General features: G+C 68.7%; 12 protein-coding genes. 3 read left to right on the top strand and 9 right to left on the bottom strand.

Annotated features, from left to right (window positions below):
• Positions 1–1,008: 1,008 nt before the first annotated feature.
• On the bottom strand, positions 1,009–1,728 hold the full coding sequence (locus AB0J95_RS09200; RefSeq protein WP_364754577.1) for a BTAD domain-containing putative transcriptional regulator: 720 nt from the start codon (positions 1,726–1,728) through the stop codon (positions 1,009–1,011).
• A gap of 197 nt (positions 1,729–1,925) precedes the next feature.
• On the opposite strand from AB0J95_RS09200, the gene AB0J95_RS09195 reads away from it, so the two are divergent.
• Both AB0J95_RS09195 and AB0J95_RS09190 read left to right on the top strand, forming a co-directional pair.
• Positions 1,926–2,789 carry a manganese catalase family protein gene (locus AB0J95_RS09195; RefSeq protein ID WP_364754574.1) on the top strand — a complete coding sequence of 288 codons (864 nt, stop codon included), beginning with the start codon at positions 1,926–1,928 and terminating at the stop codon, positions 2,787–2,789.
• Positions 2,790–2,850: 61 nt separating this feature from the next.
• Positions 2,851–4,062, top strand: coding sequence for an Nramp family divalent metal transporter (locus AB0J95_RS09190; RefSeq protein ID WP_364754572.1), 1,212 nt, complete (start codon positions 2,851–2,853; stop codon positions 4,060–4,062).
• Between the two features lie 22 nt (positions 4,063–4,084).
• On the opposite strand, the gene glgX is transcribed toward AB0J95_RS09190, so the two are convergent.
• On the bottom strand, positions 4,085–6,193 hold the full coding sequence (glgX, locus tag AB0J95_RS09185) for a glycogen debranching protein GlgX (protein WP_364754569.1): 2,109 nt from the start codon (positions 6,191–6,193) through the stop codon (positions 4,085–4,087).
• A 66-nt stretch (positions 6,194–6,259) separates the two neighbouring features.
• Positions 6,260–7,195 carry a sensor histidine kinase gene (locus tag AB0J95_RS09180; RefSeq protein ID WP_364754567.1) on the bottom strand — a complete coding sequence of 312 codons (936 nt, stop codon included), beginning with the start codon at positions 7,193–7,195 and terminating at the stop codon, positions 6,260–6,262.
• 138 nt (positions 7,196–7,333) lie between these two features.
• On the opposite strand from AB0J95_RS09180, the gene AB0J95_RS09175 reads away from it, so the two are divergent.
• The gene (locus AB0J95_RS09175; RefSeq protein WP_364754564.1) at positions 7,334–8,563 is read left to right on the top strand and encodes a GGDEF domain-containing protein; all 1,230 of its coding nucleotides are present in this window, start codon (positions 7,334–7,336) and stop codon (positions 8,561–8,563) included.
• Between the two features lie 870 nt (positions 8,564–9,433).
• Here the strand turns inward: AB0J95_RS09175 and AB0J95_RS09170 are convergent.
• The 6 genes from AB0J95_RS09170 to AB0J95_RS09145 all read right to left on the bottom strand — a co-directional run bounded on the left by AB0J95_RS09170 (position 9,434) and on the right by AB0J95_RS09145 (position 16,214).
• A complete protein-coding gene (locus tag AB0J95_RS09170) occupies positions 9,434–10,471 on the bottom strand; it encodes a LacI family DNA-binding transcriptional regulator (protein ID WP_364754561.1) in 1,038 nt (345 codons plus the stop codon).
• A gap of 106 nt (positions 10,472–10,577) precedes the next feature.
• Positions 10,578–12,809: an FtsX-like permease family protein gene (locus tag AB0J95_RS09165; RefSeq protein ID WP_364754559.1), complete on the bottom strand. Its 2,232-nt coding sequence runs from the start codon at positions 12,807–12,809 to the stop codon at positions 10,578–10,580.
• Positions 12,806–13,483 (bottom strand): ABC transporter ATP-binding protein, encoded by a 678-nt coding sequence (locus AB0J95_RS09160; protein WP_364754556.1) that lies wholly within the window; start codon positions 13,481–13,483, stop codon positions 12,806–12,808. The genes AB0J95_RS09165 and AB0J95_RS09160 overlap by 4 nt, the downstream gene beginning before the upstream one ends.
• Positions 13,484–13,617: 134 nt before the next feature.
• On the bottom strand, positions 13,618–14,358 hold the full coding sequence (locus tag AB0J95_RS09155) for a carbonic anhydrase family protein (RefSeq protein ID WP_364754554.1): 741 nt from the start codon (positions 14,356–14,358) through the stop codon (positions 13,618–13,620).
• A gap of 189 nt (positions 14,359–14,547) precedes the next feature.
• Entirely contained in the window at positions 14,548–15,081 is a 534-nt protein-coding gene (locus tag AB0J95_RS09150; protein WP_364754551.1) for an NUDIX domain-containing protein, read from the bottom strand.
• Complete coding sequence (locus AB0J95_RS09145) at positions 15,078–16,214, bottom strand: glycoside hydrolase family 88 protein (protein WP_364754548.1); 1,137 nt, start codon at positions 16,212–16,214, stop codon at positions 15,078–15,080. The genes AB0J95_RS09150 and AB0J95_RS09145 overlap by 4 nt, the downstream gene beginning before the upstream one ends.
• Positions 16,215–16,288 lie beyond the last annotated feature (74 nt).

Raw genomic sequence — 16,288 nt, 5'->3', positions numbered from 1 at the left:
GCAACGGCTCACCTGACAAACCGACGACCTCCGCGCGAACGAAGTCCCGCCCGGCTCCGCAGCCAAGCCCCACAACACCGCTCAACGACCGATATCAATGGCCTCCACACGAACGGAGCCACGCCGGGTTCCGCGCAGACAAGCCGCGCAACCATCCAGGCGGCCGACATCGCCACCCCAACCGACCAATGCCCCCGTACGGACAGAGGCACACCCAGCTCCGCACAGACAAGCCCACCCAGTCCTCTCAACCACCAGCCGATCCCCTCAACCACCTACCGACATCGCCGCCCGAACCAGCCAATGCCCCCATACGAACACAGCCAGGCCCAGTTACGCACACGCAAGCCCGCCCGATCCGCTCACGCACCGACCGACATCGCCACCCGGACCAGCCAATGCCCCCATACGAACACAGCCAGGCCCAGTTACGCACACGCAAGCCCGCCCGATCCGCTCACGCACCGACCGACATCGCCACCTGAACCAGTCAATCCCCCATACGAACACAGCCTCCCCAGCTCGACACAGGCGAGCCCCGCGCGATCCGCTCAACCACCGACCGGCATCGCCACCCGAACCAACCAATGACCTCGTGCGAACAGAGCCACGCCCAGTTCCGCACAATCAAGCCCACCCGATCCGCTCAACCACCAACCGACGTCACCACCCGAACCAACCACCCGTCCCTCCGAACGAAGCCAAACCAAGTTCGGCACCGTCGGCACGGCAGCCCCACTCGACCACCGACTGACAGCACCACCCGAACCAACCGATGCCCCTCGCGGATGGAGTCAGGCAAGTTCGTCATGCGCGGGCCCGCGTAACCCGCTCAGCGACCTCACCGCCCCCAATCCATGGCCTCCGCGCGAACGCAACCACGCCTAGTTCGGCAGAGGTGCGCCCGCTCGATCCGCTCAACGACCGACCTCATCCACCTCAAAACAAACCGATGCCCCTACGAAAGGAGCCAAGCAAAGTTCACTTCAGACAAGCCACACGCCCTGCTCAACGACCGGCTGAGGTCGCTACCTGTACCAATCGATGGATCTCCGGCGAGGGAACCAGGCCCAGCTCGGTGCGGAGCAGGTCCCGGTAGCTGCGGAACTGGCGCACGGCCTCCGCGGGGTTGCCGTCGGCCAGGTGCAGTTCGATCAGCCGGCGGTGTGCGCTTTCGCGGAGTGGGTCGCCGTGGACAGCGGCGAGCGCGGCCTCGTGGGCGCGGAGGTGGTCGCCGTTGAGGCGGAAGCGTTCGCTCAGTGTCTCGAGGGTGCGCAGGCGGAGCTGGCGGAACCAGTCGCGTTCGGTCTGCACCCAGCTCTCCTCCCAGCCGGGCAACAGGTCCATGGTCAGCGCGGCGAGCACCCCGGGTTCCGGCGCGGTGCCGGCGTGGTGGTGGGCGATGCCGGTGGCGAAGTGGCGCACCTGCACGACGTCGACCCGCACGGATGGCGCCACCGTCAGCACCTCGGTGTCGGCGGTGACCAGCTGGTGTGGGGGTGTGACCAGGCGCCACAGCGTGGAGCGCAGGCAGGACGCCGCACGCGCCACGGTGGCCCGCGGCCACAACGCCGCGGCGACTGCCTGGCGGGGCACGGGGTGTTCCAGCAGGGCAAGGAAGGCCAGCAACCGTTGGGAGGCCGGAACGATGCGCAGCGGCACACCTCCGGCCCGCAGCCGGAACGTGCCGAGCAGCTGCAGGTCGACCGCTATCTCGTTGCTGGCCATGGATGTGCGCCTCCGTCGGTGTGCCTTTCCGCGGTACTTCGGGATTCCCGGCCAGCCGCGATTGCAACGTCGCGGCCAGATTTTTCTCACGCGCCCGGCCTGCGGCGTTGACGCGGCCGTGACGGGGCGGTGCCGCGCACCACGTCACGAGGTGACACGCCGTTCCTACCTTGTGGTGGCCAGAAAGGAGTCGCCAGATGTTCTTCCACACCAGCCGGCTGCAGTTCGAATCGAAGCCGGCCCGGCCGGATGCGCACTACGCCCGCAAGCTCCAGGAGCTGATCGGCGGCGCGTGGGGCGAGATGACCGTGACCATGCAGTACCTGTTCCAGGGTTGGAACTGCCGGATGGAGGGTAAGTACAAGGACCTCATCATGGACGTGGCCACCGAGGAGATCGGCCACGTCGAGATGCTGTCCACCATGGTGGCGCGGCTGCTGGAAGGCGCGCCCTCGGAGACCACCGCCGAGATGGTGGACAAGGACCCGGTGCTGGCCGCCGTGATCGGCGGGATGGACCCGCAGCAGGCCATCGTCAGCGGCGGCGGGGCCACCCTGTCGGACAGCAACGGGGTGCCGTGGAACGGCCGCTACATCGTGGCCAGCGGCAACCTGATGGCCGACTTCCGGGTGAACGTGGCCGCCGAAGCACAGGGCAGGCTGCAGACCGCGCGGCTGTACAACATGACCGACGACCCGGGCGTGCGGGACATGCTGAAGTTCAACCTCGCCCGCGACACGGTGCACCAGAACATGTGGCTGGCCGCCATCGAGGAGCTCCAGGAGGACGGCCTGGAGGGCCCGGTGGTGCCCAGTGCCCTGTTCGACGAGGAGCACCAGCAGCACGCCGGATCGATCTGGCACCTGTCCGACGGCGCGCACGGCGCCGAGGGGCGATGGGCGAACGGGACCGCCCCGGACGGCATGCACGAGTTCGAATACCTGATGAAGCCCGAGGCGCTGGGCGAGAAGGGGACCGCGCCCAAACCGGACCCGCTGCTGTACGCCACCAGCCCCGAGAACCTCGGCATGATCGAAAACGCCATCAAGAAGCTCACCTGATCCGCCCGGAGTCACCGCCGGCCCGCCCGGCGGTGACTCCGCTTGTTCCCCTGGAGGTTCGATGGCATCCGTCGCGGCACTGGAGACGAGGCCGGGCCGGCCTCGGGTCACCGCGATGCTGGGACCCGCGTTCGTGGTCGCCGTCGCCTACGTCGACCCGGGCAACTTCGCGACGAACATGGCCGGTGGGGCCGCCTACGGCTACCGCCTGCTGTGGGTGATCGTGGCGGCCTGCCTGGTGGCGATGATGATCCAGTACCTGTCCGCGAAACTGGGCATCGCCACCGGCCGTACCTTGCCCGAGTTGTGCCGCGAGCGGTACTCCCGGCCGGTGACGCTGCTGTTGTGGGTCCAGGCAGAGCTGGTCACCATGGCGACCGACCTGGCCGAGTTCGTCGGCGGCGCGGTCGCGCTGAACCTGCTGTTCGGGGTCCCGCTGCTGCCGGCCACCGGGATCACCGCGGTGGTCTCGTTCGCGATCCTGCTGCTGGCACCGTTGCGCCGCAAGCGGTTCGAGACCGTGATCGGCGGGATGCTGGCGATCGTGCTGGCCGGTTTCGCCTATCAGGCCTGGCATCTCGGCCCGTTGACCGGGGCGGCGAGCGGCCTGCTGCCCGGTTTCGCCGGACCGGACAGCGTGCTGCTGGCCACCGGCATGCTGGGCGCCACGGTCATGCCGCACGTGATCTACCTGCACTCGGCCCTGGTGCGCACACCCCACGACCCGCGCACGGCCTTACGGGGCACCAAGGCGGACATCGGCATCGCGTTGGGCGTCGCGGGAATCGTGAACGTCTCGATGTTGCTCGTGGCCGCCGGGGCGTTCCACGGCACGCCACAGCCCGCGCAATCGTTGACGGACATGCACAGCAGCCTCGGCGCCACGCTCGGGACAGGTGCCGCGGCCGCGTTCGCGTTGGCATTGCTGGCGTCCGGGCTCGCCGCGTCCAGTGTGGGCACCTACGCGGGCCAGATCGTGATGGCGGGGTTCCTGCGCCGGCGCATCCCGTTGCTGCTGCGGCGGTTGATCACCATGGCGCCCGCGCTCGCCGTCCTCGCGATCGGCGTGGAACCCACCCAGGCTCTGGTGATCAGCCAGGTCGTGCTGTCGTTCGGCATCCCGTTCGCGCTGATCCCGCTGGTGGCGCTGACCAGGGATCGCACACTCATGGGACCGCTGGCCAACCGGCGGATCACGACCGTGGCCGGTGGTGTGGCCGCGGCCGTGATCTGCGCGCTGAACGCGTTCCTGCTGGTCCGTACCCTGCTGTGACCCATCGGCCGGCTCAGCGAGCCTATGCGTGGTCCATGCGCTGCACCACGATCAGCGAGCGCGCGGGCATGGCCAGGGTCTCCTTCACCTCGTCTGACGGGTCACGGGTGACTTTGCCGGTGGTGGTGTCGACGACCACGGCCCATTTCGAGCCGTAGTCGTTGCCGGGCAGGGTGGCCTCGATCGTCTCGTAGTGGGCGTTGAAGCACATCAGGAACGAGTCGTCGACGACCCGTTCACCGCGCGAGTCGAGGTCCGGGATGCCTTGCCCGTTCAGGAACACCAGGATGCACCGGCCGAAATCGGCCTCCCAGTCCTGTTCGGTCATCTCCCGGCCCGCCGGGGTGAACCAGGCGATGTCCCGCAGCTGGTCGCCGCTGCGGATCGGCCGCCCGGCGAAGAACCGCCGCCGCCGGAACACCGGATGCACACGCCGGAACTCGGTCAGTTCGGCGACGAACCGCTGCAGCCCCGAATGCGAGAGCTCCCAGTCCACCCAGGACAGTTCGTTGTCCTGACAGTACGCGTTGTTGTTGCCGTGCTGGGTCCGGCCCAGCTCGTCACCGTGCAGGATCATCGGCACGCCTTGAGACAGCAGCAAGGTGGCCAGCATGTTGCGTTGCTGCCGGGTGCGCAGGGCGGTGATCTCGGGGTCGTCGGTCGGGCCTTCGACCCCGCAGTTCCACGAACGGTTGTCGTTGGCGCCGTCGCGGTTGTCCTCGCCGTTGGCTTCGTTGTGCTTGTCGTTGTACGACACCAGGTCGTTCAGCGTGAACCCGTCGTGCGCGGTGACGAAGTTGATCGACGCGAACGGCCGCCGCCCGTCGTCCTGGTACAGGTCGGACGAACCCGTGATGCGCGAGGCGAACTCCCCCAGCGTCGACGGTTCGCCGCGCCAGAAATCGCGGACGGTGTCGCGGTACTGACCGTTCCACTCGGTCCACAGTGGAGGGAAGTTGCCGACCTGGTAGCCGCCGGGGCCGACGTCCCACGGCTCGGCGATCAGCTTGACCTGGCTGACCACCGGGTCCTGCTGGACGATGTCGAAGAACGCGCTCAGCCGATCCACGTCGTAGAACTCGCGCGCCAGGGTCGCGGCGAGGTCGAACCGGAACCCGTCGACGTGCATCTCGGTCACCCAGTACCGCAACGAGTCCATGATGAGCTGCAGGGTGTGCGGGTCGCGGACGTTCAGCGAGTTCCCGGTGCCCGTGTAGTCCATGTAGTACTGCGGGTTGTCGTCGACCAGCCGGTAGTAGGCCTGGTTGTCGATACCGCGCATGGACAGCGTCGGGCCGAGGTGGTTGCCCTCCGCGGTGTGGTTGTAGACCACGTCCAGGATGACCTCGATGTCCGCCGCGTGCAGCGCCCGGACCATGCCCTTGAACTCGTGCACCTGGTTGTCCACCGACGTGTTGGCGGCGTACGAGGCCTGGGGCGCGAAGTACCCGATCGTGTTGTAGCCCCAGTAGTTGCGCAGGCCCTGCTGGATCAGGCCGTGGTCGCTGATGAACTGGTGCACCGGCATCAGCTCGACCGCGGTGACGCCCAGTTGGGTGAAATGGTCGATCATGACGGGGTGCGCGAGGGCCGCGTAGGTGCCGCGCAGCTCCGGCGGGATCTCGGGGTGCTGCATGGTCAGGCCGCGCACGTGCGCCTCGTAGATGACCGACTCGTTGTAGGGCGTGTGCGGCGGCCGGTCGTTCATCCAGTCGAAGTACGGGTTGATCACCACGCCCAACGGCACGTGCCCGGCGGAGTCGCCGTCGTTGCGCTCGTCCGGGTTCTCGAACCGGTAGCCGAACAGCGACTCGTCCCAGTCCACCTCACCGGTGATCGCCTTCGCGTACGGGTCGATCAGCAGCTTGTTCGGGTTGCACCGCTCCCCTCGGCCGACGTCGTCCGGCCCGTGGACGCGGTAGCCGTAACGCTGTCCCGGACCGACACCGGGCAGGTAGCCGTGGTGGACGAACCCGTCCACCTCGGGCAGCCGGATGCGGGTCTCGGTGCCCTCATCGTCGAACAGGCACAGCTCGACGAACTCGGCGACCATGGAGAACAGGGCGAAGTTGGTGCCGACGCCGTCGTAACCGGCGCCGAGCGGGTACGGGGAACCGGGCCATGGCCGCACGGGCAACACTCCTTCGAGCCGCAGAGACGCAACTCCTTAAGCCTGCGGCATTCCCGCCCGGTTCGCTCAGCGGATGAAGTAGGTCCGGAACGTGGTCCCGTCCGGTCCGGTGTACATCCGCACGAGATCGGCCAGGTAGTTGACCAGCAGCACGCCCCGGCCGCGGATCTGTTCGGGCGTCGCCGGGATCCGGCCGACCAGCGGGTTGAAGATCTGGCCGGTGTCGCTGACCTGGCAGACGAAGTCGTCACCGTCCGTCCAGACGTGCAGCACGCCCGAGCCGGGGCCGTGTTCGACGGTGTTCGTGGCCAGCTCGGTGACCGCGAGGACGACGTCGTCGAGCCGGCCCGGATCGACCCCGAGGCTTTCCGCCTGGCGCCGCAGGAACCGCCGCATGTGCGACAGCGTGCGGTACTCGAACGGTTGCGGGACAGCGTCCTCGGGCGCCGGCAGCGGGCGGTTGTAGGTCGCGGCGATCCGCTCCGGCGCGAAGTCCACGCTGTCGCGGGTTCCGTTCGCGTCGATCAGCACCGAGTGGGTCGCCGCGGCGTCCGCGATGGCGTGCGGCGTGAGGGTCGCCGAGTCGTACGGGCACATGATGGTGACGTCCCGCTCGGCGAAGGCGAGGTTGACCAGCGCCTCGTGCTGGACACACGCCGGGTATTCGATCTCGGTCCGGCCGTCCCAGAGCGGCTCGCCGATGATCCGGACCCGGCTCGTGCGGTGCTCGTCGGCGAACGCGTGCAGCACGTTGGGGATGATCCGGCCGGGGTTGCGGCCGTCCACCGCCATGTCGAAGAAGCGCACGTGTTCGGCGGCGCCGCCCAGTTCGGTTCGCAGCAGCTTGAGCTGGCGGGGCGGGACCGCGGCGGCGACCGGTTCGCCGGCGTCGAGACCGTTGGTGATGAACGGGATCGTGGTGGCCAGGTACTCGGTGTCGTCGCGATAGAACAGGGCGGGGTGCGCGAACTGCCCGCCGCGCGTTCCGTCAGCCCCGATCACACCCGCGAGTGTAAGGCCGATCAGGAGATGGTGTGGATTGAGCCGAACTGTGACCGGATGGCCACCCACCAGCGCGCACAGTGAGTAATATTGTCGTCACGCGCGTACATGCCAATTGGGGGAACAAAGGGGGATGGCATGCGGGGAGGAGTTCGAATTCGGCCGGGCCGGTTGGCATTGCTCGATGCGCCGAAAGGAGTGCTGCCTTACTACGTCGGCACGGAGATCGCCGCAATTGCGATAGTCCTGGCCACCACGTGGTGTTCGGTGAGCGGTCAGGAGTGGATCTGGTTCGGCCTGTTGTCGGCCACCGGAGTGGCGCAGGCGGAACTGTCGATGCGGGTGGAGAAGATCCGTTCCCGGCTCGCGAACGCGTGGCACGTGAATATGACGTCGGTGTGGTTGTTCGCCGGGGCGCTGCTGTTACCGCCGTTGCTCGCGGTGATTCTGGCGTTGACCATCTACGGGCACCTGTGGGTGCGGGTGTGGCGGCCGGAGCGCGGCCGCCCGGCATACCGGAAAGTGTTCTCCACCACCACGATCGTGTTGTCCTGCTTGGCCGTCCGGCCGGTGCTGGACTGGCTGGGCGTGTCCGCGATGACCGACGCGCACCTGCCGGTGATCGTTCTGGCCGGGGCCGCTTACACATTCGTCAACAGCGCACTGGTGATGATCGGGGTCCGGCTGCACCACCCCGACGAGCCGCTGCTCCCGCTAACCGGATCGTGGGCGGACAACATCCTGGAACTCGCGACACTTTGCCTGGGCGGGGTGACCGCGGTCGTTTTGTCCACGAGTCCCACGCTGGCCGTGTTGATGGTGTTGCCGGTCGTCGTGTTGCACCGGTGCCTGCTGATGCGGCAACTGGAGGAACTGGTCACCAAGGACCAGAAGACCGGTTTGCTGACCAGCGCGGAATGGCACAACAGGGCGGCCAGTGAACTGACCCGGGCGCGCCGCGGCGGCATTCTCATGATCGACCTCGATCACTTCAGCCTGATCAACCGCAGGCACGGACACGTGGCCGGCGACGTGGCCCTGAAAGCCGTCGCGGACACAATTAGCGCGGAAGTACGCACCTATGACCCGGTCGGCCGATTCGGCGGCGAGGAGTTCGTGGTATTGCTGCCCGGGACCCACGAGGAACACTCCGTCGCGGTCGCCGAACGGATCCGCGAGAAGGTCGCCGGCCTCGAGGTCCCCGCGCCCACAACCGACGGCTCGGCCACGATCAAGGGGCTGTCGGTGTCGATCGGGGTGGCGACTTTCGAGGAGGCGGGGGCGGGGGTCGAGGGCCTGCTGGTGGCTGCGGATCGCGCGCTGTACCGGGCCAAGGATGACGGCCGCAACCAGGTGGTGGTCTGCTAGGCGGCGAGGTGCTTGGCGGGCGACCGTTTCGGCTGGCGGGACGCGGTTCGTTGGGCGACGGCGGTTGGGCTAGGGCGGCCTGTTGAGCGACGGCGGCCTGTTGAGGACGGCGGCCTGTTGAGCAACGGCGGTTTGTTGGCCGGATGACGGCTTGGTGGTGGAAGGGGCGGTCTGTCAGCCGGGAGTGGCTTCCGCCAACCGAAGGGGCCATCGGCCAGCCGGGAGTAGGTGAGTTGCCGAGGCGACGGTGCGGGAGTAGCGGTGGCCCGCTCGCACGCGAGAGTGCTGGTTCGTCAGCCGGGTGGCGGTCTGATTCGCCGCCGGGTGGCGGTCTGGGTTCGCCAGCCGGGCGACTGGCATGACAGCCGAGGCGACAATGCGAGCGGCGTTGCCCCTCCGCGCGCAGGAGCAGTGGTTCGGCAGCCGGGCAGCGGTCTGCGCGCCAAGTGACGGTTCTCAACCGGGGCGACAGGCGTAGCCGCCTAGACGACCATGTGCGAGCGGGAGCGAAGATTTGCGCACCAGCGGCGACCTGGCCGCCGGAATGTGGGTTCGCCAGCCGGGCTGTGAGGACCTGCGGTGGGGCGGGATGCCCGGCTGCCGTACGCGTTGCGGACGTGGGTAGCCGGTCAGGCGCTGTTGTCAGCGCGGCGGTGGTGAGCGCTGCCGCTCGCTTGCCTCCGGCCCCCCGAAATCCAGCGTACCGAGGGGGACCGACACTTTTGGCTCGGCAAGATCATTTGAAGAGGGGTTGTCCACAGGGGTGTGGTGCGCTGCGGTGACTGTGGTGGGCGGCTTTGGCTTCCGATTCAGGTGAGCCGCCCGCGTGCGGGTCCACCGCGCGGCTGCGGTGTCCCGTCCGGGTGGCGGTTATGCGGATTCGCGGAGGATGAGGGTGGGGTCGAAGATCACTGATCTGGGAGGTTGGTCCGGGTCTTCGATGCGGGCTAGGAGGAGGCGGGCCATTTCCGCTGCCATGTCCTCCACCGGCTGACGCACGGTGGTCAGGCGGGGGCGGCTGGCGAGGGCCGGGGGGCTGTCGTCGAAGCCGACCACGGCTACGTCGTCGGGGACCCGGCGGTTGGCTTTTTGCAGGACCAGTACTGCGCCGTGGGCCATCAGGTCGTTGGCCGCGAACACGCCGTCGAGGTCCGGGTGGTCTGCGAGGAGGCGGCTCATCGCCGCTTCGCCGCTCTGCTGGGTGAAGTCGCCTTCGGCGATCGGGATGTAGGTGTGGCCGTGCGCCGTCAGGGTTTCGCGGAAGCCGGTGAGGCGGTCCTGCGCCGCTGGGACGTCGAGGGGCCCGCAGATGGTGGCGATCTTCTGGCAGCCGCGGGCAACCAGGTGCTCGGCTGCCAGCACACCACCGGCGTCGTGGTGCAGGTCCACGTAGCTGATGGGGGTCGGGCGGGCCGGGCGGGCGAACAGGACGACGGGAAGGTTGTGTTCGAGCAGCATGCCCGGCAGTGGGTCTTCGGGGTGGGTCGAGACCATCAACGCGCCGTCGGCGTTGCCCCGCCGCAGGAAGTCGAGGACGTCGCCGCGCGCCTTACGGGTCTCGGCGAGCATGAGCACCGGGTGCACCCCTTGGGTCCGCAGGAACGCGACCACCCCGCCCGCCACCCGGCCGAAGAACGGGTCCGCGAACGCCTCCTTGGCGAACTGCTCCCCCGCCACGCCCGCCCCGGACATCACCAACGCGATGGTGCCCGCCCGCCGGGTGACCAGCGACCGCGCCGCCTGGTTCGGGATGTACCCGGTGGACTGGATCGCCTTGCGGACCGTCTCCTGGATCTCCAGGTCGACGTTGCGGATGCCGTTGATCACGCGGGACACGGTCGCGCGGGACACGCCAGCCACCCGTGCGACGTCCTCCAGGGTGGGGGTCCGCGGTACCGACTTGCTCATGCCCTCTTTCTACTCGACGCCCTGTGGCCGGTGGACCACCCACACCTACGCGGGATGATCGGACGGCCCTGGACGGCAAGGGGGCACCGTCCAGGGCCGGACCGGGCTACTCGTCCGAGTAGTCCCGGGCGGTGATCTTCCGCAGCACCGGCCCGCAGGCCACCGCCGCGATCAACGCGACCACCACACCCAGTACGACGGGCGTGAGGATCCACGGGTTGAGTGCCAGATGGCCCTGGATCAGGGTCACCAGGCCCGACCCGACCAGCACCCCGGCCAGGCCCGCGCCGACCGTGGCGACCAGGGCGGGCAGCATCGCCTCCCGCCGCAGCGCCTTGGTCAGCACCCGCACCGGTGTCCCGGCCGCGATCAGCGCGCCGAACGTCCGGCGGCGGTCCACCACCGACCCGGCCGACGCGACGGCCGCGCTCACCCCGCCGAGCACGGTCGCGATCGACAGCCCGATCAGCGTCGCCCGGCGCAGGTCGCCCGACAGTGTGTCGGCGCGGGCGTCGTAGCGTTCGTTGCTGTACAACGAGACTCCCGGCAAGTTGCGCACCAGCATGGTGTGGACGACGTCCTGGTTCTGCGGCGATGTCACCACCGCGACGGTGTCAGCGCTGCTGATCCCCGGGTACAGCGACGGGTCGACCAGGATGCCGTGGAACCCGCCGGTCGGCTGGTACTCGCGGACCGACACCGCCGCGGGCAGCGGCAGGCCGTCCTCAGGCATGTCCGGCACCGAGTAGGCGCGGAACTTCAGCCTGGTCGCGTCCACCGCCTGCGCCTGCGGAACGTAGATCGCCGGGCCCGGGCGGCAGCTGTCGAACCGCGCGCCGAGCACCTTGCTGGCGTCCGTGCAGGTCATCATCATCGCCGTGGTCGACTCGCGGACGCTGGTGCCGATCGAGCCCTCGGCGATGGCCACGACCGGCGCGTTGATCCCGCGCTGGCTCAGGTCCGACCGCAGCCCGTTGACCTGCTCCTCGGACAGGCCCGCGCCCTGCGCCACGTACACGCCATCACGGAACCTGCCGTTGCTGTAACCGATCTGGCTCTCCACGCTCGGGAACATGGCCAGCGCCAACGATCCGGCGAACACCGCGAGCACGACACCGGCCGAGGCCCGGAACGCGGCCTTGGGGTCGTCCCGCAGCCGCCGCCCGGCGAGCAAAGTGGACGGTGACTGCCACCGGGACACGAACATCCTGCCCAGCAACGAGGTCACCAGCGGGCCGACGAACACGAGCGACACCGCGACCGCGGCGAGTCCGAAAAGGACGACGAACATCTGGCTGTCCCCACCGCTGCGAGCCTGGCTGAGACCCACAACGAACACGACAGCCGCGCCGACCAGCCACAGCAGACGAGCGGCGTTGGGCTGCCGTCTGGTCTGTTGCTGGGCCGCGCCGAGCGGCCGGCTCACCGCGCGCCGCAACCCGAGCACGGCCGCGCCGACCACGAGAGCCGGTGCCACGACAAGCACGAGGGTCAGCATGAGCGCACTGGGCGTCCAGTCCGACGGGTACCAGGTGCCGCCGTCCCAAGGGATCCGGGCGGTGAGGTATCTCAGCGGGAACGTCAGCCCGACCCCGAGCACCACACCGACGACCGACGCGATCGCCGTCTCGGTCGCGGTCATCGAGACGACTTGTTGCGGGGTCGCCCCGGCCAGGCGCAACGCGGCGAGCCGGCGTTCCCGGCGTGCGGCGGTGAGCCGGGCCGCGGAGGCGACCAGTACGAGGCACGGCGCGATCAGCACGACCAGGCCGATCTGGCTCAGCACCACCAGAAGCTTGTTGATGTAGCCGCTTCTGGCCGCGGCCAGCCCGGTGCGCGGGGCGCCGTTCTCACCCAGCTCGGCGGGATCGTGGCCGACCATCGCGACGAGTTCCTCGGGGAACTTCAACGCCTCCGGCCCGAACTGGCCGACGACCCTGCCCTTGAACCGGTCGGCCAGCTGGTCGGCGGGCAGGCTCGCGGCCAGTTCCGCCAACGCCGGTGACAGCAACACCTCGCCGGGCCCGGGCAGCTTCGGGATCCCGGCCGCCAGCGGCACGTTCGGCTTGAGGCGCGCCACGTCGAACCGCTGGATCTCCTGCGCCCCGACGTTGTCCCGGGTCTGGGCGACGACAACCGAAGCGTCCGCCTTGTCCGCGGCGAAGTCCGCCTGCCGCCACCCTTCCCGGTCGGCCCGGGACTGCAGCGCCCCGGGCACCGCCGCCAGCCACAGCACCAGTGCCGCCCCGACCGCGACACCGGCAGCTGTGAACAAGGCGGACATCCGGCTGCGGGAGTCGCCCCGCAGTACCCGGATCGCGAGCTGAACCGGGTTCACGCCGCCGCCCGCACAGCGATCAGGCCGTCGCGCATCTCGATGACCCGCTGCGCGCGCCGCGCGACGGACTCGTCGTGCGTCACGATGACCACCGCGGCGTTGGTCTCGCGGGCGACAGTCAGCAGCGCGGTGATAGTCTCCTCACCGGTGCGCGTGTCCAGCGCCCCGGTCGGCTCGTCAGCGAAGATCACCCGCGGCCGGTGCGCCAGCGCGCGGGCGATCGCCATCCGTTGCAGCTGACCGCCGGAGACCTCGCCGGGGCGGCGGTCGGCCAGGCCCCCGAGGCCCAGCCGGACCAGCCACTCCCGGGCGGCGGCGATTCCCTGGTTGCGTGGCGTTCCCGCGAGCAGGAGCGGGAGCGCCACGTTCTCCTCCGCGGTGAGCTCGGCGACCAGCATGCCGGACTGGAACACGAAGCCGAACTCGCTGCGGCGGAGCTTGCTGCGTTCGGTCTCGCTGAGCTTGGTGATCGGCTTCGTCCCCAGGAACACCTCGCCGCCGTCGGCCGGCAGGATCCCGGCCAGTACGTGCAACAGCGTGGACTTCCCGGACCCCGACGGTCCGACGATCGCGACCACCTCGCCGGCGCGGATCGTGATGTCCACCCCGGCCAGCGCGGTCACGTCGCCGTAGCGCTTGACCACCCCTCGTCCAGCCAGAATCGGCTCTGTCACCTTGACTCCTCCTCGTTTCGGATGGCGATGAGGAGACTGCCCGTCCGGCCAGTGTGGACGCTTCGGCCGCGGGGCCACAGCTGGATCGGCCGGATGACCGATGGGGCATCGGTCATCCGGCCAATGGGCAGCGTTCAGTAGCGGGGGCGGTCCAGCTCGACCACTCGCCCGTTCAATGGCTGCACCTCACGGGCGTTGCCACTGGTGAACAACGACTGGAAGCGCGCGACAGTGCCCGGGGACACGGTCTTGGGGCCGGTGAGGAACCACTGCACGTCCTCGGAGAACGGCGCGGTGGTCAGCGAGCCGTCGTAGCGCGCGACGGTCCTGCGGTCGGGCGGCAGCAGTTCGTTGAGGTCGACCTTGGGCAGGTGCACGGACTCGCCGCACTCCGGCGCCAGCTTGGCCAGCACCTTGTCGACCGCCGAGCGGGGGCCGGGGATGAGCGGCACGCCGATCACCAGCAGGCGCCCGGCGGCGCTGCGGTGCACGAGGTGCAGCTCCAGCGGGGTCGACTGGCCCTCGAAGCGGTGCTCGGACGGGGTGTGGAAGTGGAACTGGATCAGGTCGTAGCGGGTGCCGCTGAGGGTCACGTAGCCGGCGCCGGCCGGGACGATGCCCTCCTCGGTCTCCTCGTGGTTGCGGGTGGCGCAGCCGGCCGGGTCGGTCTGGTCCTTGCGGATGTACTCGAGCTCGACATCAGTGGTGCGGTACGAGATGCGCAGCTGCGGCAGGTTCGGGTCGACGCGGACGTTCTCGCGCGTGATGTTGATCGGGCTCTGGTGCGGTAACTGCGTCTCGGCGGCGGGGGCCGCGAGGACGGTGGTGGCCAGCGATAACGGGACAAGGATGGCGATGGCGCCTCTTTTGACCATATCGCCGGATCCTGACGGGTTTCGTAGACTGTATACAACCTACGAAAGTCGTGAGGTGTCCCCCGTTCGTCGCCCCCGTGTCCCACTTCGTCCGCGGGCCTGGAGATGCCGCGGACGAACGGAGGACTCACCCTGGAGGAAAGGGGGACACGGGCCGGAGGAAAGGGGGACACGGCGAGGGGTGGGGTGTCAGCAGTGGTTGATGGAGTGTTCCACCAGGTCGAGGAAGCTGTGGGCGAGCAGGTCGTTGGAGGTCCGGCGGCGCGCTTCTTCCACGGTTGTCAGGCTGGAACGCAGTTCGTAGCCGTCGATGTCGCTCCAGCTCTCGCTGGTCCGCGAATGCGCCGTGCCGGTGTAGATCAGCTGCAGGAACACCGGGTAGGGGTGCGGATCCTTGGGGCGCTGGGGACTCAGGTGCTCCAGCCGCAGCCAGCCGAGGGGTCGCAGGCTGTCGCGGTCGAGGTGCCAGCCGGTCTCCTCGTGCACCTCACGGCACACGGTGTCATGGTAGGTCTCCCCCGGTTCGCGGCGGCCGCCGGGCAGGGGATGTGCGCCGTCGCGGTTCTCGCACAACACGATCTGCGTGCCGACGCGGACAATGCACCGCACCGAGCTGACCAGCTCGGTGCGGATGTCGTCGAAGGTGTCCGTGCCGTACGCCGTGACACGTAAGGGCATGGTGCCGTAGTCCCAAGCGGTGGCACCGGTGGCTAACCAGTTCATGGCACCCGGGTCAGTTGCTCGTTCATGATCAGGAAGGCGCCCAGGCCGTGGAAGTCGTTCCGCAGCCGGGGGCGGTTGAGGTAGTAGCTCAGCGTGCCGGGGCTGGTGGCGTCACAGATGTCCACCAGGTTCGTCCGGCCGTCACCGCCCAGCGAGATCTTCCCCAGTACACCCTGATATCCCTTGGTGGCAACGGGTTTGACCGATGGGTCCAGGTACCCTCGCTCGACCCCACGCGACAACATGTATGTGAACATAGAAGAAGCCGACGTCTCCGTCCAGTTCCCGTTCGTCGTCCCGCGGTCCACCACCTGGAACCAGCGCCCGGTTGCCGCATCCTGGAACCGCTGGAACCCGCCGGCCAGGTGCCGGACGATGTCGATCATCGCTTGGCGGCGGACGTGGCCGACAGGCAGAACTTCCAGGATGTCGATGGCGGACATGGCGAACCAGCCGATCGCGCGCCCCCAGTGGAAGTCCGAGCAGTGGTCGGTCCCGGTCGCCCACGAGGAGGACCCATCCACGTCGTAGGCGTGCAGGATCAGTCCGTTGCTGGTGCGCAGGTGGTTGAAGTACGCGACCATGTTGCGGGTCGACTCATCGAACCCGTACGTCTGGTTGTACTGCTTGGCGTAGTTGGCGATGAACGGCTGTGCCATGTAGACGCCGTCGGCCCACAACTGGTCCACGAACCCGGTGTTGTGGATCATCCCACCGTCCGGCGTCCGGGGATACGTGGGGAAGCGGTTGCGGATCTTGTCGGCGGCCGTCTTGTAGCGCTGCTGGCCGGTTTCCGCGTGCAGGATCGGCAGCAGCACGCCCGAGCGCATCGCGTCCAGGTTGTTGAAGCTGTTGTTGATGTTGCCGTTGCCGTCGACGAACCGGTCCACCCACGCCTTGATGTAGTCGAAGTAGGCGCGGGTGCCGGTCCGCTTGTACACCAGGTACTGGCCGTAAAGGTATAGACCACGCATGTAGTCCCAGCCGCCCAGCGTCGCGGGGGTGAACCGGGCCATGGTGGAGCGCACCACCTCGACCGACCAGTCGGTCGCGGCGAGCGCCCTGCCCGCGGTGACGGGCAGGGCCAGTGCCGCTCCGGCGGTGCCGAGCAACACAGAACGACGAGTGGGCAAGAGATCCTCCGAGCGGCGTCAACGGTGGACCAGACCAATGGAGTAGACACCGGCTCCGGTCACTGAGTCAATTT

Origin of the sequence: Actinocrispum sp. NPDC049592 (genome assembly GCF_040675465.1) — a bacterium.
In the GTDB taxonomy this organism is placed as follows: Bacteria; Actinomycetota; Actinomycetes; order Mycobacteriales; family Pseudonocardiaceae; genus Kibdelosporangium.
Note: the sequence above shows the minus strand (reverse complement) of the source record. Positions and strands in the feature narration are given on the sequence as shown.

What these genes read in the sequence shown, in the direction of transcription:
- AB0J95_RS09200 (WP_364754577.1), bottom strand. Translation starts at nt 1,728, where the DNA reads ATGGCCAGCAACGAGATAGCGGTCGACCTGCAGCTGCTCGGCACGTTC.
- AB0J95_RS09195 (WP_364754574.1), top strand. Translation starts at nt 1,926, where the DNA reads ATGTTCTTCCACACCAGCCGGCTGCAGTTCGAATCGAAGCCGGCCCGG.
- AB0J95_RS09190 (WP_364754572.1), top strand. Translation starts at nt 2,851, where the DNA reads ATGGCATCCGTCGCGGCACTGGAGACGAGGCCGGGCCGGCCTCGGGTC.
- AB0J95_RS09175 (WP_364754564.1), top strand. Translation starts at nt 7,334, where the DNA reads ATGCGGGGAGGAGTTCGAATTCGGCCGGGCCGGTTGGCATTGCTCGAT.
- AB0J95_RS09170 (WP_364754561.1), bottom strand. Translation starts at nt 10,471, where the DNA reads ATGAGCAAGTCGGTACCGCGGACCCCCACCCTGGAGGACGTCGCACGG.
- AB0J95_RS09155 (WP_364754554.1), bottom strand. Translation starts at nt 14,358, where the DNA reads ATGGTCAAAAGAGGCGCCATCGCCATCCTTGTCCCGTTATCGCTGGCC.
- AB0J95_RS09150 (WP_364754551.1), bottom strand. Translation starts at nt 15,081, where the DNA reads ATGAACTGGTTAGCCACCGGTGCCACCGCTTGGGACTACGGCACCATG.